General features: G+C 35.8%; 24 protein-coding genes, 1 tRNA gene and 1 pseudogene. 9 read left to right on the top strand and 17 right to left on the bottom strand.

Going from position 1 to position 23,678, the window contains the following annotated elements:
* The 10 genes from rplC to Q0252_RS11670 all read right to left on the bottom strand — a co-directional run.
* Positions 1 to 602, bottom strand: a 602-nt coding sequence (gene rplC / locus Q0252_RS11715; RefSeq protein ID WP_297986542.1) for a 50S ribosomal protein L3, incomplete at its 3' end; no start/stop codon positions are given.
* Positions 603 to 823: 221 nt separating this feature from the next.
* Positions 824 to 1,564 (bottom strand): GLPGLI family protein, encoded by a 741-nt coding sequence (locus Q0252_RS11710; protein ID WP_297986540.1) that lies wholly within the window; start codon positions 1,562 to 1,564, stop codon positions 824 to 826.
* Positions 1,565 to 1,569: 5 nt separating this feature from the next.
* Positions 1,570 to 1,848 carry a hypothetical protein gene (locus Q0252_RS11705; protein ID WP_297986539.1) on the bottom strand — a complete coding sequence of 93 codons (279 nt, stop codon included), beginning with the start codon at positions 1,846 to 1,848 and terminating at the stop codon, positions 1,570 to 1,572.
* 130 nt (positions 1,849 to 1,978) lie between these two features.
* Positions 1,979 to 2,464: a low affinity iron permease family protein gene (locus Q0252_RS11700; RefSeq protein WP_297986536.1), complete on the bottom strand. Its 486-nt coding sequence runs from the start codon at positions 2,462 to 2,464 to the stop codon at positions 1,979 to 1,981.
* A gap of 66 nt (positions 2,465 to 2,530) precedes the next feature.
* Entirely contained in the window at positions 2,531 to 2,794 is a 264-nt protein-coding gene (locus Q0252_RS11695) for a DUF1294 domain-containing protein (RefSeq protein WP_297986534.1), read from the bottom strand.
* Positions 2,795 to 2,930: 136 nt separating this feature from the next.
* Positions 2,931 to 3,236, bottom strand: a complete 306-nt coding sequence (gene rpsJ, locus Q0252_RS11690; protein WP_002661363.1) for a 30S ribosomal protein S10 — start codon at positions 3,234 to 3,236, stop codon at positions 2,931 to 2,933.
* Positions 3,237 to 3,255: 19 nt separating this feature from the next.
* Positions 3,256 to 5,373, bottom strand: coding sequence for an elongation factor G (gene fusA, locus Q0252_RS11685; protein WP_297986531.1), 2,118 nt, complete (start codon positions 5,371 to 5,373; stop codon positions 3,256 to 3,258).
* Positions 5,374 to 5,379: 6 nt separating this feature from the next.
* Positions 5,380 to 5,856, bottom strand: a complete 477-nt coding sequence (gene rpsG / locus Q0252_RS11680; protein ID WP_297986529.1) for a 30S ribosomal protein S7 — start codon at positions 5,854 to 5,856, stop codon at positions 5,380 to 5,382.
* Positions 5,857 to 5,881: 25 nt separating this feature from the next.
* Positions 5,882 to 6,289, bottom strand: a complete 408-nt coding sequence (rpsL, locus tag Q0252_RS11675) for a 30S ribosomal protein S12 (RefSeq protein ID WP_165135954.1) — start codon at positions 6,287 to 6,289, stop codon at positions 5,882 to 5,884.
* Positions 6,290 to 6,391: 102 nt separating this feature from the next.
* Positions 6,392 to 7,768: a hypothetical protein gene (locus Q0252_RS11670; protein WP_297986524.1), complete on the bottom strand. Its 1,377-nt coding sequence runs from the start codon at positions 7,766 to 7,768 to the stop codon at positions 6,392 to 6,394.
* 75 nt (positions 7,769 to 7,843) lie between these two features.
* Here Q0252_RS11670 and pncB point away from each other — a divergent pair, with 75 nt between their 5' ends.
* Together pncB and Q0252_RS11660 are read left to right on the top strand one after the other, a co-directional pair.
* Positions 7,844 to 9,025, top strand: a complete 1,182-nt coding sequence (gene pncB, locus Q0252_RS11665; protein ID WP_297986522.1) for a nicotinate phosphoribosyltransferase — start codon at positions 7,844 to 7,846, stop codon at positions 9,023 to 9,025.
* Between the two features lie 16 nt (positions 9,026 to 9,041).
* Positions 9,042 to 9,515 carry a YciI family protein gene (locus tag Q0252_RS11660; protein WP_297986521.1) on the top strand — a complete coding sequence of 158 codons (474 nt, stop codon included), beginning with the start codon at positions 9,042 to 9,044 and terminating at the stop codon, positions 9,513 to 9,515.
* Between the two features lie 50 nt (positions 9,516 to 9,565).
* Here the strand turns inward: Q0252_RS11660 and Q0252_RS11655 are convergent.
* Positions 9,566 to 9,892, bottom strand: a pseudogene (locus tag Q0252_RS11655) (heme-binding protein); the annotation flags it as partial.
* A 189-nt stretch (positions 9,893 to 10,081) separates the two neighbouring features.
* Here Q0252_RS11655 and rmuC point away from each other — a divergent pair.
* Positions 10,082 to 11,581 (top strand): DNA recombination protein RmuC, encoded by a 1,500-nt coding sequence (rmuC, locus tag Q0252_RS11650; RefSeq protein WP_297986519.1) that lies wholly within the window; start codon positions 10,082 to 10,084, stop codon positions 11,579 to 11,581.
* Positions 11,582 to 11,802: 221 nt separating this feature from the next.
* The gene (locus Q0252_RS11645) at positions 11,803 to 12,573 is read left to right on the top strand and encodes an RNA methyltransferase (RefSeq protein WP_297986517.1); all 771 of its coding nucleotides are present in this window, start codon (positions 11,803 to 11,805) and stop codon (positions 12,571 to 12,573) included.
* 57 nt (positions 12,574 to 12,630) lie between these two features.
* On the opposite strand, the gene Q0252_RS11640 is transcribed toward Q0252_RS11645, so the two are convergent.
* The gene (locus tag Q0252_RS11640) at positions 12,631 to 12,969 is read right to left on the bottom strand and encodes a hypothetical protein (protein ID WP_297986515.1); all 339 of its coding nucleotides are present in this window, start codon (positions 12,967 to 12,969) and stop codon (positions 12,631 to 12,633) included.
* 172 nt (positions 12,970 to 13,141) lie between these two features.
* Here Q0252_RS11640 and Q0252_RS11635 point away from each other — a divergent pair, with 172 nt between their 5' ends.
* Positions 13,142 to 14,311, top strand: a complete 1,170-nt coding sequence (locus tag Q0252_RS11635) for a hypothetical protein (protein ID WP_297986513.1) — start codon at positions 13,142 to 13,144, stop codon at positions 14,309 to 14,311.
* The gene (locus Q0252_RS11630; RefSeq protein ID WP_297986511.1) at positions 14,295 to 14,876 is read left to right on the top strand and encodes a hypothetical protein; all 582 of its coding nucleotides are present in this window, start codon (positions 14,295 to 14,297) and stop codon (positions 14,874 to 14,876) included. Before Q0252_RS11635 ends, Q0252_RS11630 begins: the two co-directional genes overlap by 17 nt.
* Here Q0252_RS11630 and Q0252_RS11625 read toward each other — a convergent pair.
* Complete coding sequence (locus tag Q0252_RS11625; RefSeq protein WP_297986510.1) at positions 14,813 to 15,400, bottom strand: 5-formyltetrahydrofolate cyclo-ligase; 588 nt, start codon at positions 15,398 to 15,400, stop codon at positions 14,813 to 14,815. The two genes, Q0252_RS11630 and Q0252_RS11625, sit on opposite strands and share 64 nt — an antisense overlap.
* A 128-nt stretch (positions 15,401 to 15,528) precedes the next feature.
* Positions 15,529 to 16,893, bottom strand: coding sequence for a rhodanese-related sulfurtransferase (locus tag Q0252_RS11620; protein WP_297986509.1), 1,365 nt, complete (start codon positions 16,891 to 16,893; stop codon positions 15,529 to 15,531).
* Positions 16,894 to 17,135: 242 nt separating this feature from the next.
* Here Q0252_RS11620 and Q0252_RS11615 point away from each other — a divergent pair, with 242 nt between their 5' ends.
* The gene (locus tag Q0252_RS11615) at positions 17,136 to 18,647 is read left to right on the top strand and encodes a trypsin-like peptidase domain-containing protein (protein ID WP_297986508.1); all 1,512 of its coding nucleotides are present in this window, start codon (positions 17,136 to 17,138) and stop codon (positions 18,645 to 18,647) included.
* A gap of 72 nt (positions 18,648 to 18,719) precedes the next feature.
* Here the strand turns inward: Q0252_RS11615 and Q0252_RS11610 are convergent, their stop codons facing one another.
* The 3 genes from Q0252_RS11610 to Q0252_RS11600 are packed head-to-tail and all read right to left on the bottom strand — an operon-like array spanning position 18,720 to position 22,029.
* Positions 18,720 to 19,175, bottom strand: coding sequence for a hypothetical protein (locus Q0252_RS11610; RefSeq protein WP_297986506.1), 456 nt, complete (start codon positions 19,173 to 19,175; stop codon positions 18,720 to 18,722).
* Between the two features lie 6 nt (positions 19,176 to 19,181).
* Positions 19,182 to 19,562, bottom strand: a complete 381-nt coding sequence (locus Q0252_RS11605) for a RidA family protein (protein WP_297986503.1) — start codon at positions 19,560 to 19,562, stop codon at positions 19,182 to 19,184.
* A 43-nt stretch (positions 19,563 to 19,605) separates the two neighbouring features.
* Positions 19,606 to 22,029: a putative LPS assembly protein LptD gene (locus Q0252_RS11600; RefSeq protein WP_297986502.1), complete on the bottom strand. Its 2,424-nt coding sequence runs from the start codon at positions 22,027 to 22,029 to the stop codon at positions 19,606 to 19,608.
* A gap of 218 nt (positions 22,030 to 22,247) precedes the next feature.
* Between Q0252_RS11600 and Q0252_RS11595 the strand changes: the two genes are divergently transcribed.
* Entirely contained in the window at positions 22,248 to 23,540 is a 1,293-nt protein-coding gene (locus Q0252_RS11595) for an N-acetylmuramoyl-L-alanine amidase (protein ID WP_297986544.1), read from the top strand.
* 63 nt (positions 23,541 to 23,603) lie between these two features.
* Positions 23,604 to 23,675 (top strand) — tRNA-Glu (locus tag Q0252_RS11590).
* Positions 23,676 to 23,678: the final 3 nt, after the last annotated feature.

Here is a 23,678-nt window from a genome sequence, read left to right as displayed (position 1 = left end):
TAAGAATTTTTAGCTCCCGGAACAGCACCTTTTACTACTAAAAGATTTTGTTCTTCATCCACTTTTAACACCTGAAGGTTTTGTACGGTAACTTGCTTACCACCCATTCTTCCCGCCATACGCATTCCTTTGAATACTCTTGAAGGGTCTGAACCTGCACCGATAGAACCTGGAGCTCTTAATCTGTTGTGCTGTCCGTGAGTTGCCTGCATTACACCACCAAAGTTGTGTCTTTTAACAACACCTTGGAAACCTTTACCTTTTGAAGTCCCTGTTACGTCAACAAATTCGCCTTCTGCGAACAAATCAACTTTTACTTCATCTCCTACGCTTAAGTTGTCTACGAATTCATGATAGAACTCTACCAACTTTGCTTTTGGAGCAGAACCAGCCTTTTTAAAATGGCCAGCTAACGCTTTACCAACGTTCTTTTCACTCTTGTCATCGAAACCAAGCTGAGCACTTTTGTACCCGTCTTTTTCTAGGGTTCTGACCTGTAAAACCGAGCAAGGACCTGCTTGAATAACGGTACAAGGAATGTTTTTTCCTTCTTCGTTAAACAGGGAAGTCATCCCGATTTTTTTTCCAATAATACCTGACATTGTTTATATTAATAAAAATTATCTTTCGTTTTTCCCCGAATTTTAGGCAGTTTTAGTGATTTCTACTTCTGAAATAGGCACACTACACCCCTAAATTGAGTGTGCAAATGTATGAAGATTTTTCGACCTGGCAAATATTCTTAGAAAATATTTTGATTTTTAACACTTTAGATAAAAAAAGCCAGCAAAACTGCCGGCTTTAATTCACTAAATAGTATGGTTTATTTTTCCCATTCAAAAACTTGCTCTATTCCTATGCGATTTTGAGGAATACTAATAACACTTCCCTTCAAATTCGCACCATTCATATATTTGTTAACTGCCTCATCTTTGGCTTTAACAAATTCTTGCATAGAAACCCGCTGTGAGTTCTTGTAATCAGAAGGATATTCAATTCTGTCAACCTCATGTTCTTTCACTTCAACAGCCTTCCAAATATCAAAACTTTTGCCATCTACTCTTACATCCAATATAGCTCCCGGAAGACCATAAAATTTAAAAGGCCCTATAGAATGTGGAATTTCGTAAGTAAAAAAAGCAGTAATTGGAGATCCGCGAAAAACAGTTGTTGCTTTGTAGCACTGATATCCTAATATTTTTTTAGTGCTATTTTTGTCAATATTCCATGAATATTGTGGAACGATATCTTTCACCCAATAAATAATCTCTTCTTCTCCGATTAAATAACTATTGAATGTAAAAATTCTTGATGAAAGATCTGAACTGTTCATTGAAACAAAATATTGATCTAACCCTTTTTTAGTCTTTTGCTGATAATCCGGATCGGTCCAAATAATATTTCCGTCTTGTTTTGAAAGAACTCTCTTGCCATCAGTTATTAGAGTTTCATAGACATTTGCAACTGGTGACCTTATTTGCAAATATTTTATTTCAGTTTGTTTTTGTGAAAAAACAAACTGAAATAGCAATACCATCATAAAAAAACTGAACTTTAATTTCATTTTTATTAATTCGGGTTTGCGGTTTGCTTTTGAATTTTAACGGTATAACCCTGAGCTGTCAAATCTTCAATAACTGAAGCTTGATAGGCTTGGCATGAATTGTAATTAGGCTGATCAGAAGTGTACCATTGTTGCCTCACAAAATTGCCATTAACATCATAAAAATTAACGATTACACCACAGAGTTGCGCTTTCGTCTTTTTTTGTACAGTAAAACTAAAGTTGGAAGCACTTCCAAAAGTAAATACACCTAACAAGCTTAAAATAAATAATTTTTTAATCACATTTTTTTTAATTGTTAATTGTGATAAAACTAAAACTAAAACTAAAACTATACAAGTTTTTAATATGACATTGATAAAGTATTTTTTTATGTTAAACTAAAAATCCACATTAAGAAAGTGGATTTTGGTTTTATCTGTCTTCATGTTCAATTTCGTCGTGAATTTGTTGATTGCGAATTTTGTGCTCATGATTATCTTTTGCAGCATCTATGGAATGAGACTGGTGCAAATCCTTATCTTCTTCTGCTAACGCTGAGAGTTTTTCGTAGTATTTGTGTAGTTTATCCAATTCTTTTTCGGTGAGATCTTCGATATCTACAATTCTATTACTTGCTTTTTCGTTTGCAGCAATAAGTTCATTTAATTTTATTTGGATTGCCTTGCTATCTTTATTTTGGGCTTTTTGAATGAGGAAAACCATTAAAAAAGTAACGATTGTGGTTCCAGTATTAATTACCATTTGCCAATTTTCTGAAAATTGGAAAACGGGTCCTGTTATAGCCCAGATGAAAACTAACAATGTTGCACCTAAAAAAGCTCCAGCACTACCTGTAAAATTGGTTGCCCAGTTGGCAAATTTTTCAAAAAAACCTTTTTTTATTTCTGTTTCAGCCATTGTTAAGTAATTTTTTTTGAAACAAGCTATAAAAGTTTGCCAAATCTTTTAAATATAAAAATTACGCTACATTTTCTGGTTTTTATATAAAAATAAAATTATGGCAGCTTGAACGACAATTACCAAAAAAATTTTGAAGAGGAAACTCTTTTTTGACGTTTTGTGATTAAAAATCAACATTCCTAGAGCGGATCCTAAACTTCCGCCTAGGAAAGTTAAAAGTAAAAGTGTGAATTCTGAAATTCTTCTTCGTGAATTTTTAGCTTGAAATTTATCGGCTCCAAAAAAGAGAAATGCAATTATCGAAATAAAAGTAAAATAGAAGTACATTTCTCAAAAATAAAAAAATCCGCTCTCTTGCGAGAACGGATTCTTTATCATAGCAAAGTGCTTTTTGGTTTTCAGATTTCAGGCAAGAGATTTCAGATAACTTCCATCTTCGTGCTTCCATCTTCCAGCTCTTTTATCACACTTTAATTTCTACGTCTACTCCTGAAGGAAGCTCTAATTTCATTAGGGCATCAACAGTTTTAGAAGATGAAGAGTAGATGTCCATCAATCTTTTGTGTGCAGAAAGTTGGAACTGTTCTCTTGCCTTCTTGTTTACGTGTGGAGATCTTAGTACTGTAAAGATTCTCTTGTTTGTTGGTAATGGAATTGGTCCGTTTACAACAGCACCAGTAGCTTTTACCGTTTTTACGATTTTCTCAGCAGATTTGTCTACCAAATTGTAATCGTAAGATTTAAGTTTTATTCTGATTCTTTGTGACATTTTCAAAAATTTTTAAAGATTACCCTCTCGCTTTAGCAATTACTTCTTCTGCGATGTTTGTTGGAGCTGCTTCGTATTTCTCGAATTCCATCGAAGAAGTTGCTCTACCAGAAGACAAAGTTCTAAGCGAAGTTACATATCCAAACATTTCAGAAAGCGGAACGAAAGCTTTGATTACTTTAGCGTTGTTTCTGTCGTCCATACCGTTTACAGTACCTCTTCTTCTGTTAAGGTCACCTACTATATCTCCCATATACTCTTCCGGAGTTACTACTTCAAGCTTCATGATTGGTTCCATGATAACCGCTTTAGCAGCTCTACCAGATTCTTTGAATCCTAATTTTGCAGCCAATTCGAAAGAAAGTGCATCCGAGTCAACCGCGTGGAAAGATCCATCTTTTAGGGTTACTTTCATTGCTTCAACTTCAAATCCAGCCAAAGGACCGTTTTTCATTGCAGCTTTGAAACCTTTCTCAATTGCAGGAACAAATTCTTTAGGAACGTTACCACCCTTAATTTCGTTGATGAACTCAAGACCAGTTTTTCCGTCTTCTGCAGGACCGATTTCGAATACGATATCTGCGAATTTACCTTTACCACCAGACTGCTTTTTGTAAACTTCTCTGTGGTTTGCCTTTTGAGTAAGAGCTTCTTTGTACTCTACCTGAGGTTGTCCTTGGTTTACTTCCACCTTGAACTCTCTTCTCATACGGTCTACAATAATATCCAAGTGAAGTTCTCCCATCCCTGAAATAATCGTTTGTCCTGAAGCTTCGTCAGTTTTAACCTGGAATGTTGGATCTTCTTCAGCCAATTTAGCTAGAGCGTTACCCATTTTATCCTGGTCTGCCTTAGTTTTAGGCTCCACTGCGATACCGATTACCGGATCAGGGAAGATCATCGATTCAAGAACAATAGGGTTCTTTTCATCAGATAATGTATCTCCTGTTTTAATATCTTTAAATCCTACAGCTGCACCAATATCACCAGCTTCGATATACTCAACTGGATTTTGCTTGTTAGCGTGCATCTGATAGATTCTAGAAATTCTTTCTTTGTTACCAGATCTTGTGTTCAAAACATAAGAACCAGCATCTAATCTTCCAGAATAAGCTCTGAAGAATGCTAGACGACCTACGAACGGGTCTGTTGCAATTTTAAATGCCAAAGCCGAGAATGGTTCAGAAACCGAAGGCTGTCTTTCGATTTCTTCATCTGTATCTGGGTTTGTTCCTTTGATGTTATCTTTATCCAATGGAGAAGGAAGGTATTTACAAACTGCGTCAAGCATAAATTGTACTCCCTTGTTTTTGAATGAAGAACCACAAGTCATAGGAATGATAGAAAGGTCGATAGTAGCTTTTCTCAACGCTTCGTTGATTTCTTCTTCAGTAATTGAATCTGGATCTTCGAAGAATTTCTCCATCAAAGTTTCATCATAATCAGCTACTGCTTCTACTAATTTTTCTCTGTACTCCAAAACTTCATCCTTCATGTCTTCAGGAATTGGAACTACATCGAAAGTTGCACCCTGTCCAGCCTCGTCCCAAACGATAGCTCTGTTTTTGATCAAGTCAACCACCCCTTTGAAATCTTCTTCAGCACCAATTGGCAATACAATTGGAACAGCGTTAGACCCCAACATTTCTTTCACCTGGTTTACTACGTTAAGGAAGTCTGCACCTTGTCTGTCCATTTTGTTAACGAATCCCATACGAGCAACTTTATAGTTGTCCGCAAGTCTCCAGTTAGTTTCAGACTGTGGTTCCACACCGTCAACTGCAGAGAAAAGGAATACAAGACCGTCAAGAACTCTTAAAGATCTGTTTACCTCTACCGTAAAGTCAACGTGTCCCGGTGTATCGATAATGTTAAAGTGGTATCCTTTAGTTTCAGGAAGTGCTTTTCCCTGATCAGTTGGGAAGTTCCACGTACAGGTCGTTGCTGCAGAAGTAATTGTAATACCTCTTTCAGCTTCCTGCTCCATCCAGTCCATGGTTGCAGCACCTTCGTGAACCTCACCGATTTTGTGTGTTTTACCAGTGTAAAACAAAATTCTTTCTGTAGTGGTAGTTTTCCCTGCGTCGATGTGAGCAGCGATACCGATGTTTCTTGTAAATTTAAGATCTCTTCCCATTTCAGATTAGAATTTAAAGTGTGAGAAAGCTTTGTTAGCTTCCGCCATTTTGTGAGTATCTGATTTCTTCTTGTAAGCAGCTCCTTCTTCTCTTGAAGCAGCGATCACTTCAGCAGCTAATTTAGCAGCCATAGATTTATCATTTCTAGCTTTCGAATACTTAATTAACCATTTCATCGCCATAGAAATTTTTCTATCAGCTCTAATTGGCATTGGAATTTGGAAGTTAGCACCACCAACTCTTCTTGAACGTACTTCTACGTGAGGCATAACGTTAGTAAGAGCATCTTTCCAGATTTCCAAAGAAGATTTTTCGCTGTCTCCTTTTTTAGACTCTACGATATCCAAAGCATCGTAGAAAATTTTGAATGCGATTGATTTTTTACCATCAAGCATCAAATTGTTTACAAATCTTGTTACCAGTTGATCATTAAATTTTGGATCCGGTAACAACGGTCTTTTTTTCGCTTTTGTTTTTCTCATTGTCTTAAACCTTAAAATTTAATGATTACTTTTTCTTACCTGTTGCAGCTGGTGCCTGACCTGGTTTAGGTCTCTTAGCTCCGTACTTAGATCTTCTCTGAGTTCTTCCGTTTACTCCTGCGGTATCCAAAGCTCCACGAACAATGTGATAACGTACTCCCGGTAGGTCTTTCACCCTTCCGCCACGTACCAATACTATCGAGTGCTCCTGAAGATTGTGTCCTTCGCCCGGGATATAAGCGTTGACTTCTTTTCCGTTAGAAAGTCTTACCCTTGCAACTTTTCTAAGTGCAGAGTTAGGTTTCTTCGGTGTTGTTGTATATACTCTCGTACATACTCCTCGTCTTTGTGGACATGAATCAAGGGCAGCCGATTTGCTCTTCTTGGCAAGTGTGGCTCTTCCTTTTCTAACTAATTGTTGAATAGTAGGCATTTAATTGCTTTTTATTTTAGGGTGCAAAAGTATGAAATATTTTTTAACTGACAAGTAATCAGCATTAAATAATTTCAAATAATAAAATATTCAAGCCATCAACTAATGACTTTCTGAACCGAGATGCAGTTCCGAAGTATAAAGTACATTTTTTTTCTGCACCAAACTGGCTTTTTTAATCCATTTAATTTTTGGGTTTATGGTTCCCGCAATGTTCAGTTTTACATCTCCGGGTTGTTGGCTGGTATGATTGTATTGAATTGTTTTACCCGTAAAAGGAATTTTATATTCCGTAACAGCAACTTTACCCCTTTCATTATTATACAGATACTTCTTTGATGAAAACTTTGGCATCTGCATTTCAATTTCCTTTTTATTCTTTAAATAATTATCCGGCACCTTTATATTATATAAGGACAGAAAAATTAAAAAGAAACATCCAAGACCAAAAATAATTTTGTCGTTTTTAAGGTTTGTAAAATAGATAATCAAAAAAGAAAAGAACAGGCAAAAATTTGCAGCAGCGAGCATTCTAATATTCATTTCCTCGATTTGTTGAAAGAATCCCGAAACAAAAAGTAAAACCGTATAAGTTCCGGCAATGAAGTACAAAAGATAATGAAAATGAAGCTGAAGAGTTTCTTTTTTCTTTTTAAATAGTTTGATGATATAATATAGGAGTACAAAATCTAACACCATCAGCAAAACCTGAAAAGCTAAACTCGCGAAGCTGTTTGAGGCCGGTTTTATTCCGATAAATGGATCTATAACATTCGTAACGCCTAAAAAATTTCGAAAAACATCTATTGGAAGAATTGCAGCGTGTTTCCCTCTCAAATCCTCACCGGCAAAACTTCCAAAAGTGATTTGATTCAATAATAAATATCCAAAAATTCCCAATCCGGAAATCAAAAGAAACTTCAGCATATCTTTTTTATAATTGACGGTTTTATTTAAAATCAAAAAATAAAAAAGCCCAATTCCCGCAAATATATAAATCCCGGCATATCTGGTAGCAACCATCAAAATCATCAGCAAACTCGACCAAAACAAAAATTTCCCTGAACTGAGTTGATTTTTGAACCTTTGATGAAAAAAGTACAGCATCAAATAAAGCAGAAAAATGAAAAAACTTTCGGACATCACGTTCGTGTACACAAAAAACAAAGTCTTTCCGGTAAAAAGCAAAACCGTTTCCCTGAGATAGAACTTTTTGAAATATGAAAATAGCAGAATTCCAACAATCAAGGAAAAGTTTAAAAACTTGGAAGCCCAAAACCAATCCTGAAAAATCAAATGAAAAAATTTAAGCGAAATCGGAAAACCTAAAGGAAAAAGATTCGTTTCGGGATGTGGCAAATCCGCAGCGATTCCGAAATAAGACAAACTGTCTGCGCCAATCCCTCCCGCACTCAGAAAAAAAGACTGCACAAAATAAAAGATAACAACAGCAGCAGCAAGAATGTAATATTTCTTCATAAAGCACAAAGATATTTAATTCGGTACAATGAATTTATTCTGTAATTTCTACATTTGTTAAAACTTAAATTAAAAATGGCAGAAGTACGTCTGAAATCTATTCTGGATAACGATTTTTATAAAATTACCATGCAAAACGCCGTGGTAAAAATTTTCCCTGATGAAAGAGTAAAATACCAGTTTATTAACCGTGGAAAGCATCATTTTCCTGAAGGTTTTGATGAAGAATTCCGAAAAGCAGTAAATGCCATGGCAGAACTGAAACTCACGAAAGCAGAAAAAGAATATTTAAAAAAAACCTGTCCATATCTCGATTTGCCTTACCTCGATTTTCTTGAAGGCTACCATTACGATCCTTCCGAAGTTAAAATTGTACAGACCGGAAACGACCTCGAAGTTACCGTTGAAGGACAATGGTACCGAACAATTTTGTGGGAGGTTCCTTTGTTGGCTCTTATTTCCGAACTTCACTACGAAATGAACCACATGGAAAGGGATTCGAACCAGATTGTCATTCAAAATACATTTCAGAAAGCAGAAAAACTCAACAAATTGGGCGTCAATTTCGCTGAATTCGGAACCAGACGAAGGCATTCTTATAAAGTTCAGGATTTGGTGGTAGATTCTCTGGTAAAAGATAATAAATCCGGAAAATTTATTGGAAGTTCCAACGTACATTTCGCGATGAAATACAGCATCAAACCCATCGGAACTCATGCTCACGAATGGTTTATGTTTCACGCTGCGGAATACGGTTTCAAAATGGCCAACGAACTTGCGCTCGAACATTGGGTAGATGTTTACCGCGGAGATTTGGGAGTGGCACTTTCAGATACTTATACAACCGATGTTTTCTTTCAGCAATTCGACAAAAAATTTGCAAAACTCTTCGACGGCGTTCGTCACGACAGCGGAGACCCGATTGAATTCGCGAATAAAACCATTGCTCATTACGAGAAAAACGGTATCAATCCTTTATTTAAATACATTATTTTTTCTGACGGTTTGAATCTTGAAAAAGTTGAAGAGATTACTAATGCCTGCAAAGAAAGAATCGGGATTTCCTTCGGTATCGGGACGAATTTAACAAACGATGTTGGTTTAAAACCAATGAACATCGTGATGAAACTCATCGGCGTACAAGCCAACAACGGAGATTGGATTCCAACCGTAAAACTTTCCGACGAACACGGAAAATACACCGGCGACCCAAAAATGATCGAACTTGCTAAAGAATTTTTAAGAATCAATAATTAATCTCAACGACAATAAAATGAAAATCTTAATTACGCTTTTGTGTTTAATGAATGGACTGTTTTTATGCAGCGCACAGGAAAAAAATTCGGAAAATAAAAAATTCAACCAAAAACTTGCCGATTCTTTGGGAGCCGACAATTACGGAATGAAATCCTACAAAATTATCATCCTGAAAACCGGAGCAAAAGACAAAGAAATCACCGATAAGACCAAAAAAGCCGAACTTTTCAACGGGCATTTTGCCAATATGGAGAAAATGAGCAAGGAAGGAAAACTGGTTGTTGCAGGTCCTTTCAACGACAACCATCTCAAATATCGAGGGATTTTTATTTTGGATGTAAAAACCGACGAAGAAGCCAAAAATTTCATCGATCAAGATCCAACGGTAAAAGCCGGTGTTTTCGATTACGAAATTCTTCCTTGGTACGGTTCCGCTGCACTTCCGTTGTATTTGAAATATCACGACCAAGTCGCCAAAGAAAATCCATAAAAAAATTCCAGAGTAATCTGGAATTTTCTAGTAAAATATTTTTTTTTGATTTAAATTGCGTTCGCACCTGCTTCCGCCACCGTGTGGTCATTTTCCACCGTGCTTCCGCTAACGCCAACGGCGCCGATAATTTCTCCTTCTGCATTTTTTAAGAGTACCCCTCCTGGAAACGTAATCAACCCGCCATTGGAGTGCTCTATATTATATAAGGAACCCCCTGGTTGAGAAAGTTTTCCGATTTCACCTGAATTCATGTTGAAAAATCTTGCCGTCTTCGCTTTCTTTTGAGAAATGTCAATAGAACCCAACCAAGCGCCATCCATTTTATTAAAAGCGACCAAGTTTGTTCCCGAATCTACAACGGCGATATTCATCTTTACATTGAGTTCTTCTCATTTTTGAAGACAAGCGTCGATAATTTTTCTCGCTTGTTCTAACGTTACATTGTGCATAATTTTTATTTTTAAGTTGCTGAAATATACAAACTTAAGATATTAATTGATCTTAAAGAAATGTTAATTACAGAAAGTGTTTTTTTAGATTTTTTCTTTTCCTATTTTTGCAAAATGGAAATCCTTTACGCAATTCTTGCATTCATTTTAGGCGGTGTTTTGGTTTATTTTATCTTGAAATCCTCTTCAGTTTCGAGGAAAAGTTACGATGATCTCAACCAAAATTTCATTAAAAAAGAAACCGATTTTTCGAATGCTGAAAGCAGAATTCAAGAACTTTCTCAACATATTTTGGAGGAAAAAAAGACCAATTTCGCGCAAACCGAAATTCTTAACCAATTAAAAAACGAATTGGCAAAAATTTCGGCAGAAAACCATTTACAAAACCAACAAATCGAAAAGCAAGTTGAAGTAAATTCTCAACAAAATTCAGAAATCAGAGAACTGCAATCAGAGAAAAACAATCTGATTGCAGTAAAATCTGAACTTTCTGCCCAGAACGAACATTTAAATCAACTTTTAACAACACAAAAAGTAGAAATACAGAAACTTCAGGAAGAAGCAAAATTGCAGTTCGAAAATTTGGCCAATAAAATCCTGGACGAAAAAACGGAAAAGTTCACATCCCTGAACAAAGAAAATCTCGACAATATTTTAAAGCCTTTTCAGGAAAAAATTCTTGAACTGAAAAACACCGTTAACGAAACTTACGATAAAGAAAGTAAACAGCGATTTTCTTTGGGAGAAAAGGTGCGTGAACTTGCCGAACTGAACCAACAAATTTCCGATGATGCCAAAAAACTTACCCGCGCTTTAAAGGGTGAAAGCAAAACTCAGGGAAACTGGGGCGAAATGATTTTAGAAAGCATTCTGGAAAAATCCGGCTTGGTGAAAGGACGAGAATATTTTATGGAGCATGAGCTTCGTGATGAAGACAACAAAGCCTTATTTTCAGAATTTTCCGGCAAAAAAATGCGTCCGGATGCTGTCATAAAATATCCTGATGAAAGAAACGTCATTATCGATTCCAAGGTTTCGCTTACGGCATTTACAGAATTGGTGGATGAAACCGATGCTGAGGTTTATGAAATTAAGATGAATCAGCATTTAAGTTCCGTAAAAAACCACATTAACGAACTTTCCAGAAAAGCATATGACGATTACGGAAAATCTTTGGATTTCGTGATGATGTTCATTCCATCGGAACCTGCTTATATCGCCGCAATGCAGGCTGACCAAAATTTATGGAATTACGCTTATGAAAGAAGGATTTTGCTCTTAAATCCAAGTAATTTAATTACATCCTTAAAACTCATTGCCGATTTATGGAAACGCGAATACCAGAACCGGAATTCGATGGAAATTGCTGAACGTGGCGCAAAACTCTATGATAAATTTGTAGGATTTGTCGATAATCTGGATAAAGTCGGCAAAAATATCGATCAAGCAAAAAATGTTTTTAATGATGCTTACAAACAGCTTTCAACCGGAAACGATAATCTGGTAACCCAAACCCAAAAACTAAAGGCATTGGGAATTAAAAACAAAAAAGATTTACCACCAAGTTTGGTAGAAAACTCACAAAACGAAATTGATTTTACTGCGGAGAAATAAAATCTAAAAAAACACGAATATGAAATCATAATACTTATAACTGACAATTGTTTCTCGCTTCGATTCTTTTTATTTAATAGTTTACGGGTTCTTTGATGGCTTCTTAGTGAAATAGATATAATTTAACCGTCTGTCTAATACTACTTTTCACTTCAAAAAACAAAACAATTGCGCAATAACTCATTTTTGGCGGTTGCTTAAATTCTGAATACCTTTGCAAGATGACCATTGAAAGTCTTCAGAACGAAAAGATAAAAAACCTTTCCCGATTAATGACAGATAATCGATTTCGCAAGAAATCTGGTGTTTTTGTGGTGGAAGGACTACAGGAAAACGAAAGAGCACAAACTTTCGCGTTTGAAAATGTAGAATATTTTATCTGTGAAAGAATATTTGACAGCAAATTGCCTGAAGGAAAAATCAATTACGTTTCCGAAAAGATATATGAAAAATTAGCTTATCGTGGAACTTCCGAAGGAATTCTAGGCGTTTATCATGTTCCGGAAAACAACCTCAATACTTTTGAACCAAAAGAAGATTCGTCCGTAATAATTGTTGAAAGCGTAGAAAAGCCGGGAAATCTCGGAGCCATTCTAAGAAGTTGCGAAGCTTTCGGAATTGATGCTTTAATTGTTACCGATGCAAGAGTAGATTTCTATAATCCAAATGTCATCCGTTCAAGTGTTGGCTGTTTGTTCGGGATGAAAGTTTTCCAAAGCACAAACGAAGAGGTACACCAATTTTTATCTGATCATGGTTTTAATATTTACACGACCATTATGGATGAAAGCGCACAAGATCTTTACGCTAAAAATTTTAAAGAAAAAAGTGCTTTGCTTTTCGGAACAGAACATTCCGGCATAAGCGAGTTTTGGATTGGAAAAGGAAAAAATACACTAATTCCCATGAGCGGCAGCATCGATTCTTTAAACCTGAGCAATGCAGTTGCAATTAGTTGCTACGAAATTTTAAGGCAGAAACTGCAGAAGTAACATAAAAAAACCGCTTCTCTGGGAGAAACGGTTATTTTGTCTGTTGTTCAGTACTAATTACTTAGTAGCTTCTTTTACAGCTTCTTTAGCGTCAGAAGCAGCATCTTTAGCAGCATCAGCAGCACCTTTAGCAGCATCAGCAGCACCAGCAGCAGCATCTTTAGCAACTTCAGCTCCAGCAGCAGTAGTAGCAGCAGCAGCATCTTTAGCAGCATCTACAGTAGCAGTAGCAGCAGAATCAACAACAGCAGCAGCAGAATCAGCTACAACAGCAGCAGAATCAGTAGCAGCTACAGCAGCAGAATCAGCAGCGTTAGCAGTTTCAACAGTTTCAGTTTTCTTACAAGCTACAAGAGCTACAGCAGCGATAGCAGCTACGAACAATGATTTTTTCATAATAATTAAATTTAATTGTTTTGTTTAAAATTTATTTGTGTTCATCAATTTGAACAGGACAAAGGTAGAGCTGCAAAATAATTTGTTTTAGAAAATTAATTGTAATACATTTGTAAAATCGTTTTACAAATTTTAACAACTGACAATCAGCGATTTAAATAAATTTTAAATTTTGACAGATTTAGAACTTTTACATTTTGAGCAACTAAAAAATGAGGTTCAGGCTCAATATTTGGAGAACCACACCCCTTCTTTCGATGAAATTTCGAAATGGAAAGGCATTGACATCATTTATTTCCAGGAAGATTTAAGAAAAATAGCCAAAGGAAACATTTCCGAGAAGTCTTTTTACACTTATTTTAAAACTTCACCTTCCAGCAAACTTCCAAGAATTGACATGCTCAATTTATTGAGTATTTATGCAGGTTACGCTTCATGGTATGATTTCAAAAAGAATCATCTTTTTGCCAATGAAATTCTTCAGGAAGCTGAAAATTTATCGCAAACAGACGAGGAAGAATTAGAAAAAGAACTCAAAACCTTACCTGAAACTGAAAATTCAACAAAAATTTCAGAAAAAACGCCAAATTCTCTTCCGGAAGCACAAAAAACACTAACCGAAAATCCAGTTTTACAAAAATCAAATACTGAAAATCAAAACGTTAAAGAAATTTCTCCGAATTTTTCAACGTATGACACAGTAGAACAAAATTCATTGTTTTCTCTTGTAAAAAAATATCTTTGGTTGGGAATTTCAGCAATTTTGGCTGTGATTGTTGGACTTTTAGGTTTCGCGGATCAAATTTTCAGTAAGAAATATTACTATAGTTTTATTGATGCCGACAGAAACTCAAAAATCAATGCTGAATTACAGGTTCAGATACTTCAGGACAACCAATCTCCTATTTTATATACTGCAAAACCCAATGAACCCTTTGTTTATACCACTAAATCAGATAAACTGACGATGGTGGTATCTTCCCCTTATTATAGGACTGATACCATCAAAAGAAATCTGGATAATGCTCCAGAAGCAGAAACCATTGAATTGAAGCCGAATGATTACGCAATTATGCTTTTCTATTATTCCAAATCAATAAAAGATTTAAAGAGAAAACGTGAAAGCCTCAATTTCCTCATCAGCAACAGCGCCTTAATTTATCAGATTTATGATAACGAAAAATATGGTGTAGAAACCATGGACAAACAACGTTACATCAGCTTGGTGACGCTTCCAACAACTTCTTTAGAAAACCTCGAAGTTATTGAAACTAAAAACGACAGTAACGGAAAAATTAACATGATTAAATTCAGAATTGCAACCAATGAAGAATCTAAATAAACTTTTTTTAAGCTTTTTGGCGGTCATTATGATTGCTGTTTCCTGTGAAAAGAAAGAGGAAAAGAGCGACCTTGAAACGCTGAGAACAAGCAACAACCGCAAATCTTATCCTGTTACGAAAATGGACAGCGCACAAGCGATTCAGTTTATTACGAAACAAAAAATTCAGGAACTTTTTGATTTGTCAACGCTGTATGCAAACGGAAACCGCGATACAGAAATAGATTCGGTGATTTATGCACAAATGCAAAATTATTTCGAAAAACCGGACAGCACAAAACTGAAACCGATAATTCAACAGCTTGACAGTCTGCAAGTTAACACAGCAAAAGTGGGAAACATTGCAGTTTCTAAAAAAATCAGCGGAAAGGATACTCTGGATTTTGCCCAATTTAATGTGGAATACTTTGACCAAAACAACAAATCTATAGGAAGCTTCAATAAAAATGCCCAGTATGTTTTGAAATTAGCTCCTGTTCAGTTTAAGAAAGAATTTAAATTTTATTTCGTGAAATTCGATGTAGAAATGCCGAAAGACAGTACTTCTTCAGGCGTTACTAAATAATCTAACTGAACATCAGTTTCTGAAATATCTTCAATATCATCAACTGGTGGAAACAAACTAACGCCAATTTTTTTTGTCTTTGACTTTATCTCACTGAAAAATTTGTCGTAAAAGCCTTTGCCATAACCAACACGGTTTCCCTTTCTATCACAGCAGAGAAGCGGAGTGATGACAAAATCAAAATCGCGAATTCCGGTGTCTTCATTGGTTTTCGGTTCCGAAATTCCCCAGGAATTGGTTTCCATTTGGGTATGATGAGTGAATTCAACCGAAATTAATTTTCCAGTAAACATCTTCGGAACAAAAACCCGGATTTTATGCTCAAAAAAGTAATCAATGAAAAATTTCGTATTGATTTCGTTTAACTTTTCAATGCTTAAAAATAGATGAACTTTTTGATTTTCAATTGGTTTAAATTGTAAAACAAAATTTTTAAAAATTTTCTTCGACAAATTTTGAACCTCATCTTTAGATAAAGCTTTTCTTTTTTCAAGGTAAATTTTTCGAAGTTCTGCTTTTTTCATTGTATAAAATTAAAACTTCAAATTGATTCCAAAAATTCTTTATAAGTAAATTTTGGCTAAAGCCATTATATTGACCTAAAAAAACGGGCTAAAGCCCGTTCCTATTGATATTGTTTAAGAAATTAATCTTACAGTAACTTATAAATCCTATCCGACAATCTCACTCGGAATGGTAATTCAAAAGTAATTTGGTCGCCAATCTTTGCTGTTTCAACAAAGTTTCCGTTGGCGAAAAGTTGAGTTAAGGTAATTTCCTGTTCTCCGGTTGTTGGTCCGGAAATCAAAACTTTATCTCCAACTGAAAGCTCGCCGTTTTCGATTAAGAACTGAGCGATTTTAGATTTTGTAAAATAATGTTCAGCTTTTCCAACCAAAGTTTTCTTTAATTTGATTTTCTGACGAATGTCTTTCGTTTCAGGCTTTGTTTCGGCTTTTGCTAAAGGTGTAGTCGATAAATCTCCGGAATGTTTGAATTTCAAAGCTTCAGATTTACCTTTTCTGAACACTTTATTTCCAACCTGCAAGCCTTTTCGTTTTGCAACCTGTTCTTCCCAAGGTAAATGAATGGTTTCCTGACATTCGGTGGAACAACAGTTTTCCATTGCAGCTTTACATTCATCACACTGGATAAATAATAAATGACAGGCATCGTTTGCGCAATTCGTATGATTGTCACATGGTTTTCCACATTGATGACACTGCGAAATAATATCGTCTGTAATTCTCTCTCCTAAACGGTGGTCGAAGACGAAATTTTTTCCAATGAATTTACTTTCGATGTTTTCTTCCTTGATTTGACGTGTATATTCGATAATTCCGCCTTCCAACTGGAAAACATTTTTAAAACCCTGATGCTTGAAATAAGCACTCGCTTTCTCACAACGGATTCCGCCGGTACAATACATCAAAAGGTTTTTGTCTTCTTTAAAATCTTTCAGCTGGTTGTTGATAATCGGTAGACTTTCACGGAAATTTTCAACATCAGGGGTTATCGCGCCTTCAAAATGACCAACTTCACTTTCATAGTGATTGCGGAAATCCACAACAATCGTATTCGGATTTGAAAGCATTTCGTTGAATTCTTTCGCTTTTAAATGAACTCCTTTATTGGTGACATCAAAAGTGTCGTCGTTCAAACCATCTGCAACGATTTTATGACGAACTTTAATGGTTAGTTTTAAAAACGAATAATTATCTTGCTCTACTGCAACATTAAGCCTGATTCCCTTCATGAAATCATATTGCCCAAGCGTATCGCGGAAGGCCTCAAAATTTTCAGCAGGTACACTCATTTGAGCATTAATTCCTTCTTGAGCAACGTAAATTCTGCCTAAAGCATCAAGTGCATTCCAGGCTATAAATAAATCGTCACGAAATTTTTTGGGATCTTCAATTTTGGCGTACGCATAGAAAGACAAAGTAAGACGTTCCTTACCGGCTTCTTCAATAAGTTGAGCTCTTTCTTCTGCGCTTAAGGTGTTGTACAGTTGCATGCTATAAACTTTTAAGTGAGAAAATTTTTGCAAAGATAAACATTCTGAAATTTAAAATCTGCCGATTTGTCACTGTAATAAATCAGTTAAAAGCAATCAAAACTGCACTATTCTTCCTAAAATTCATTAATTCTTGTTAAATATTAGTTAAATTTGAAACATCCAGATGATAATCAATACTGATTTAGCATTAAGTTTGTTATTATAAAGGTGTATTAAGTATAAAAAGACGTTTTATTAAAATGAAAGATAATTTAAAAAAACTGGTGCCTTACGCATTAGTTGGTGTGGTTTCCGGAGCTACAGTTTTCGGAGGAGTTAAGTTTTTTAACAATGATGCGAATAATCAGGATTATTCCTATTTCACGGAATCGAAAAATACTTCGTTTGCAGGTATGAATATGTCGGGATTGGGAGATGATTTTACAAAGGCGGCTAAAATGACAGTTCCGGCTGTAGTTACTATTAAGAATTACAATAACAGATCTGCCGGAAGAAGTTCTGAGCAGGATATTCTAGACTGGTTCTTCCGAGATAACAGACAGCAACAGCAAAGACAGCAACAAAGACCGGACAATATGCCTTCTGGAATGGGCTCCGGAGTAATTATTTCACCCGATGGATATATTATTTCCAATAATCACGTAGTTGCAGGAGCAAATAAACTGGAAGTTGTTTTAAGCAACAAGAAAAGTTATATCGCAACTTTAGTGGGAACAGACCCCAATACAGATATTTCTTTATTAAAAATTGAAGAAAAAGGACTTCCTTATCTGAATTTTGCTAATTCTGATGCGGTAGAAGTTGGACAGTGGGTTTTGGCAGTAGGAAATCCTTTGGGATTAAATTCTACAGCCACTGCAGGAATTATTTCTGCGAAAGGTCGTGGAATTGGAATTCTTGCACAGGGTGGATCAACAAATCCTATTGAAAGTTTTATACAAACTGATGCAGCAATTAACCCGGGAAATTCAGGTGGTGCTTTGGTGAACACGAATGGTGATTTAATTGGAATTAATTCTGCCATTGCTTCTCCAAGTGGTTATTATGCAGGATACGGTTTTGCTGTTCCGGCGAATCTGGCCAGAAAAATTGTAGAAGACATTAAAAAATTCGGTTTGGTACAAAGAGGTTTCTTGGGTGTTGGTTCTTTAGATTTATCGAACGATCAACAAGTTGCACAGTACAACCGTCAGTTTAAAACCAATATTAAAGGTGGAAGCGGAATTTATGTAACCGACATTAATTCTAATAGCGGTGCAGATGATGCAGGAATAAGAAAAGGCGACATCATTACCAGAATCGACAATACAGAAGTTACTGATTTTGCAGACCTTTCTTTAGCTGTTGGAAGCAAAAGACCGGGAGATGCCGTGAATGTAACTTACCTAAGAAATGGTAAAGAAAATACTTCAAGAGTAGTTCTGAAAGACCAAAAAGGTGGAACTTCAGCAAGAACAAAAGCTGATCTTTCTGTTTCTGAAAAAATTGGAGGAGAATTCGAACCTTTGAGCGAAAGTTTCAAAACAAGATATGGTTTAAACAGCGGTGTTCTTACCAAAAATATTGTTGATGGTGGAGAATTATCAAAAATCGGAATTGTTGACAATTATATTATTACTGATATCAATGGAAAACCCGTGAACTCGCAAAAAGATGTGGACAGAATTCTCGGAAATTACAGCGGAAATGTTCAGATTAAATTTGTTGACGAGTACGGAAGAAATTATACGCAAGGCTTCAAAATGCCTTAATTAAAGATATCGGATTCATTTATAAGTTATCATAAATGAGAAACGCTTCAGGAAAATTTCTGAAGCGTTTTTTTATTTTTTAATCTTCATTTTTTTGAGAAGATTTCTTCGTTTTCGGCGTTCAAAAATAACTTCTGTAATTTTTCCTCCTATCCAGGCAAAAGGAAAAAAAGTAAGGAAGATTAAAATTTTATAAAATGTAGGATGATATGGAAAAATAATAATATCCAACATCGCAATGAAGAGCAGCATAAAACCAATTAAAATAGCGTAGGCAACTTTAGCATATTTTACAATGATTGCAGTTACAACACCTCCCACCGTTGCAGAAACTCCAGAAAGGAACAGTAAAAACCCAAAAAAGCGGTCATTTCCCTCCATAGATTTCAGGAATGATTCCCAGTTTTGGAACGGCGAAAAGCGTTCATACGTTACCCAATCCGGATCAATCCTAATCCCGAAAGTTATGATGAGTCCCGCCACAGCAAGACCAACTAAAACGCCTAAAGTATTTCTTAAAAAATTCATCAAAAATTAATTCTGATGAGCAATCATCGAGATTTCAATATCTACATTTTTCGGAAGACAAGAAACTTGAACCGTTTCTCGAGCAGGATAATTATCTGCGTCAAGGTACGATGCGTAAATATCATTCATTACAGCAAAATCATCCATGTTTTTCAGAAAAATAGTAGCTTTCACGACATTAGTGAAAGTCATTCCCGCCTCAATTAAAATCGCTTCCAAATTCTTCATTACCTGGTGCGTTTCTTTTTCTATGCCTTCTTCCAGCTTACCGGTTTCAGGGTTTAAAGGAATTTGTCCGGAGATATAAAGAATTCCATTTGCAAAATTAGCCTGTGCATAAGGTCCAATTGCAGCCGGAGCATTATTGGTAGAGATTACTTTCTTCATGATATAAAATTTTACGCAAATATAGTATTTGTTTAATAATTTTTTAGAACGGCGCGTTCGGCTGTGTAAAGCTTCTGTCTTTATACTTCAAAGCATCGCTTAAGATATTGGCTTTTATTCCGATAAAGAAATCGTACACTTTATACTGTCCGAAAGGCACCCAGTTGAAATTGATCGTAAAACTTCGCTGATTCCTGGAAAAACCAAGTCTTGTATAAGCTAATTCTTTAGAAATTACATCGTAGTGAGTACTTCCGTTAATCGTCCAGAACGGAGTAAGTTTAAGATCTCCATCCAAACCAATTGATGCTACTTTTGTCCCAAACCTAGTTGTATTTCTGGTATAACCATAATTTGCATTAACATTAAGTGTCCAAGGTGCACTAAAATGTGCATAATTACTTTCGTCGAAATAATAATTTTCGTTACGGATTTCGCCACGGGTTTTATAAAGTTCTTCCGGTTTTTTCTTCTCGCCAAAAATGGCTTCACTTAATGGGAATGAAAGCTGCAAATTAAATCCTTGCAGCGCGAAAGCTCCGAAATTTTCAGTTCTTACACCTTGTCCGTTGACGTCATATTCTGTTTTGTAAGGATCAATCACCAGACTTGAATTTACACTCAGTTTTCCATCAAATAAAGACGTTTGTCCGTTAACGTTAATAAGACTCCATTTGTAATTTTCTGCCGCGAAATTATACCCTCCAGAAATATTCAGGTTTTCAAAAATCTTAACCTTTTTTACACCGGTAGAATCTTTTTTGGATCGAACTTTCATCTCCAAATTGTTGTTGATGCTATAGTTCAAAGATTGTGACAATCCTCGTGAAGGTGCACCAAAAATCCCTCCATCAAAGATGGAATAAGGGGTTAAAGCACCACTTGCATCATAATAATTCCGGTAATAACCCCAACTTTCCTCTCCAAAATCCGGCGTATAAGAAACCCCAATACTTGGTGTTACCATGTGACGAATCCCTTGAATTTTAGAATCTTTTTTGAAGTAAACCGTTTTATACAAAACCGTCTGCAAACTCGCGCTGGTAGAAAATGCAGAAAATCCTGCAATCTTTTTATTGTAATTATTTTCGATTTCGTTGGTAACAGGATTATACGTTCTCGTTAAAGTTTTAGTTGTTAAAACATTGTTCGCAGTTGCGTTAACAGAGAATGTGAAAAACTTCGCAACCGTTGTACTCGTAGAAAGCGAAAGGTTGTTCTGAAGCCCGGTCTGCAATTTGTCCCACATTTCTTTTTTGAACATTATGCTCTGGTTTGCTGTAACGTAATTTGAAAAATTGAAGCCTGTGTTTACGGTAATGTTTTCCAAAAGACCTTCGCGAATTCCACCGTTTCTGGGTTTAAAAAGATAGAACTGATTAATCGCGACATTCATCTGAGGAAGTCTTAAATTCACATTTCCGTCCGTGAAATTCTGCGAATAAGAAGATGTTCCGGTAATGGTAATCGGTAGCGTTAAGAATCGTTTGGTGATACTGATGGTTGAATTTTGCTGAGCATTCAGCGCATTCTGATTAAAAATATAATTATTATTAATCGTATTATTATAGAACTTGTTGCTTACAATATCTACCGATGCAGAGAAATTGAGGAAAGGATTGGCTTTGGAATCCTGGCTGTGTCTCCATCCAATTCTGTACGTAGAATATTTGCTGTAATCGTCCAAACCTTTAATTCCACGAATGGTTGTTCCCAACTCTGCAGAGAAATTTCCGGTATAACGGTAATTTTTCTTGTAATTCACTTCCGGGCGAAGACTCCAACTTCCTTTCGTATAGATGTCGGTCATTAGTTTGAAGTCGAAATGTTCTCCAATGGGTTGGTAATAACCTAATCCGTTCAGGAAAAACCCCACATCTTCCCTTTCTCCAAAACTCGGAATCAGAATTCCAGCAGAACGCTTATCCGAAAAAGGAAGAATCGCAAATGGCAAAGCCAAAGGCGTTGGAACACGTTCAATGTACATCTGTATTGGTCCTGTAACTACCTGAGATTTATTTTTTCCTTTAATTAATTTAATATTCGGAGCCAGCAAATAATAATCTGCGATAGTGTCTTTTTTCTTGATAAAATATTCGTCTGTAGTATATTTTCCACGGGACATATAATAAACAGAATCGTTTACTTTTTTGGTTTTTTCGGCAACAATAACGCCTTCGCTTTCTTCGGTTCTTGCATTAAATGCAATCGCGATACCTGTTCTGTAATTATAATTAAAGCTGTCGTACTCGTATTTTTTTCCGGCCTGTGTTGCAATGGCAGGTTCAATGACTTTACCGTTTTCATCCAGTTTTCCTCTTGCATAAATGATTCCGGATTTAGAATCGATAGAAATATAATCTGCATCAATCTGCATATCTTCATAAGAGACATGTGCATTTTGATTCAGGAAAGTCATACCTTTCGGAACATCATACCGGATGTTATCTGCCTTAGTTTTAAGCACATCCGCCAATTGTTCTTTCTTAATAAGAATAATGGTATCAGACTTGGAAACAGTATCTTTAACTATCTCATTTTTAGGTGTGTTTTGAGCATTATAGTTTGCTAAAAAACTGTTAAAAATTAGGATAATTAAAATTTGTAATTTATTTTTGAAGCCGATTTTGATTCGCTTGATATTTAAAATTGATGGTGTCAAAAATACTATATTTTTAAAATATGATGATTAATAAAACAATTTCTTTTAAAAAATATTTTGCAGGATTTTTAATGTTTGCCTTCGTTATTATTGGAGCGCAGAAAAAATTCACAATCGTTTTAGATGCAGGTCATGGTGGTTCCGATGTTGGTGCAAACCGAACCTACGATGATATTGGACGCGTTGCCGAAAAGGATGTTACCCTGGCTGTAACCTTGAAAGTAGGGAGAATGCTAGAGAAAGACAAAGATTTCAAGGTAATTTATACCAGAAAAATCGATGAATACCCGTCTTTAACAGACCGTACGAATCTTGCTAACAGAAGCAAAGCAGATCTCTTTGTTTCTATTCACTGTAATGCCAATGTAAAGACCACACCTTACGGAACAGAAACTTTTGTACAGGGACCGGATCAAAACAGAACCAACCTTGAAGTGGCAAAAGCAGAAAACGACGTAATTTTCCTTGATGCAAAAGACCGGGAAACCTTTGCTTCCTACGATCCGAATTCTCCAGAATCTTTAATTGCTCTAAAAATTCAGCAGAGCAGATATTTGGAAAGCAGCCTCATTTTAGGAGGTTTTGTAGAAGAAAATTTTTCTAAAAAAGATAAAAGACTTTCCAGAGGTGTAAAACAACAGAACCTGCACGTTTTAAGAATGAATGCGATGCCTTCTGTATTGATTGAAACCGGTTTTATTTCCAATTATGATGAGGCCCATTATTTAGCGTCGGACAAAGGTCAGTCTGAAATTGCTGAAAGTATTTATAATGCTATCATCAGTTACAAACGAGCTTTCGACAGAAAAGGTGGAAGAACTTCTCAAGCTTCAGCAGAACCTGTAAAAGCCGCAGAAACTCCGCTTAAAAATGATTTCAGGGTTTTGTTGATGAGCACTCCTCAAAGATATAACGACAACGATCCAGCTTTGAAAGGTTTAAAATATATTTTGACTTTAAAAGAAGGAAATCTTTACAAATATTATTACAGCACAACCAATCTGGCTTCTGTACGAGACAGCAATGTGAAAACTGCTAAAGATGCAGGTTTTAAAAATGCCACAGCCATTGGTTTTATGCCAAATCAAAAACTGGGAAGCGGATATTATACATTGGAAGTAGCAGCTTCAAAAGATAAATTAAGCAGTAACGCTTACGTTCTTCAAACTTTGAAAAATGTTGAAAGGGTGAAAGAGAACGGTATTTTTTATTACACTTACGGCAATGTAAAATCTTTGGAAGAAGCGGTAAAACTTCAGAATGAAGTAGAAGCGAAAGGCATCAAAAACACTGTTATTCAGAAAGTTTTGAAATAGGAAAATACAGTCCTGTTTGCAAAGTTTGAAAATTCTTTATATTTTTGCGTCCTCAAAAAAACTGGCCTATTCGTCTAGTGGTAAGGACTCAAGATTTTCATTCTTGCAACAGGGGTTCGATTCCCCTATAGGCTACAA

This window comes from uncultured Chryseobacterium sp., from assembly GCF_936933875.1.
Taxonomy (GTDB): domain Bacteria; phylum Bacteroidota; class Bacteroidia; order Flavobacteriales; family Weeksellaceae; genus CAKZIK01.
Note: the sequence above shows the minus strand (reverse complement) of the source record. Positions and strands in the feature narration are given on the sequence as shown.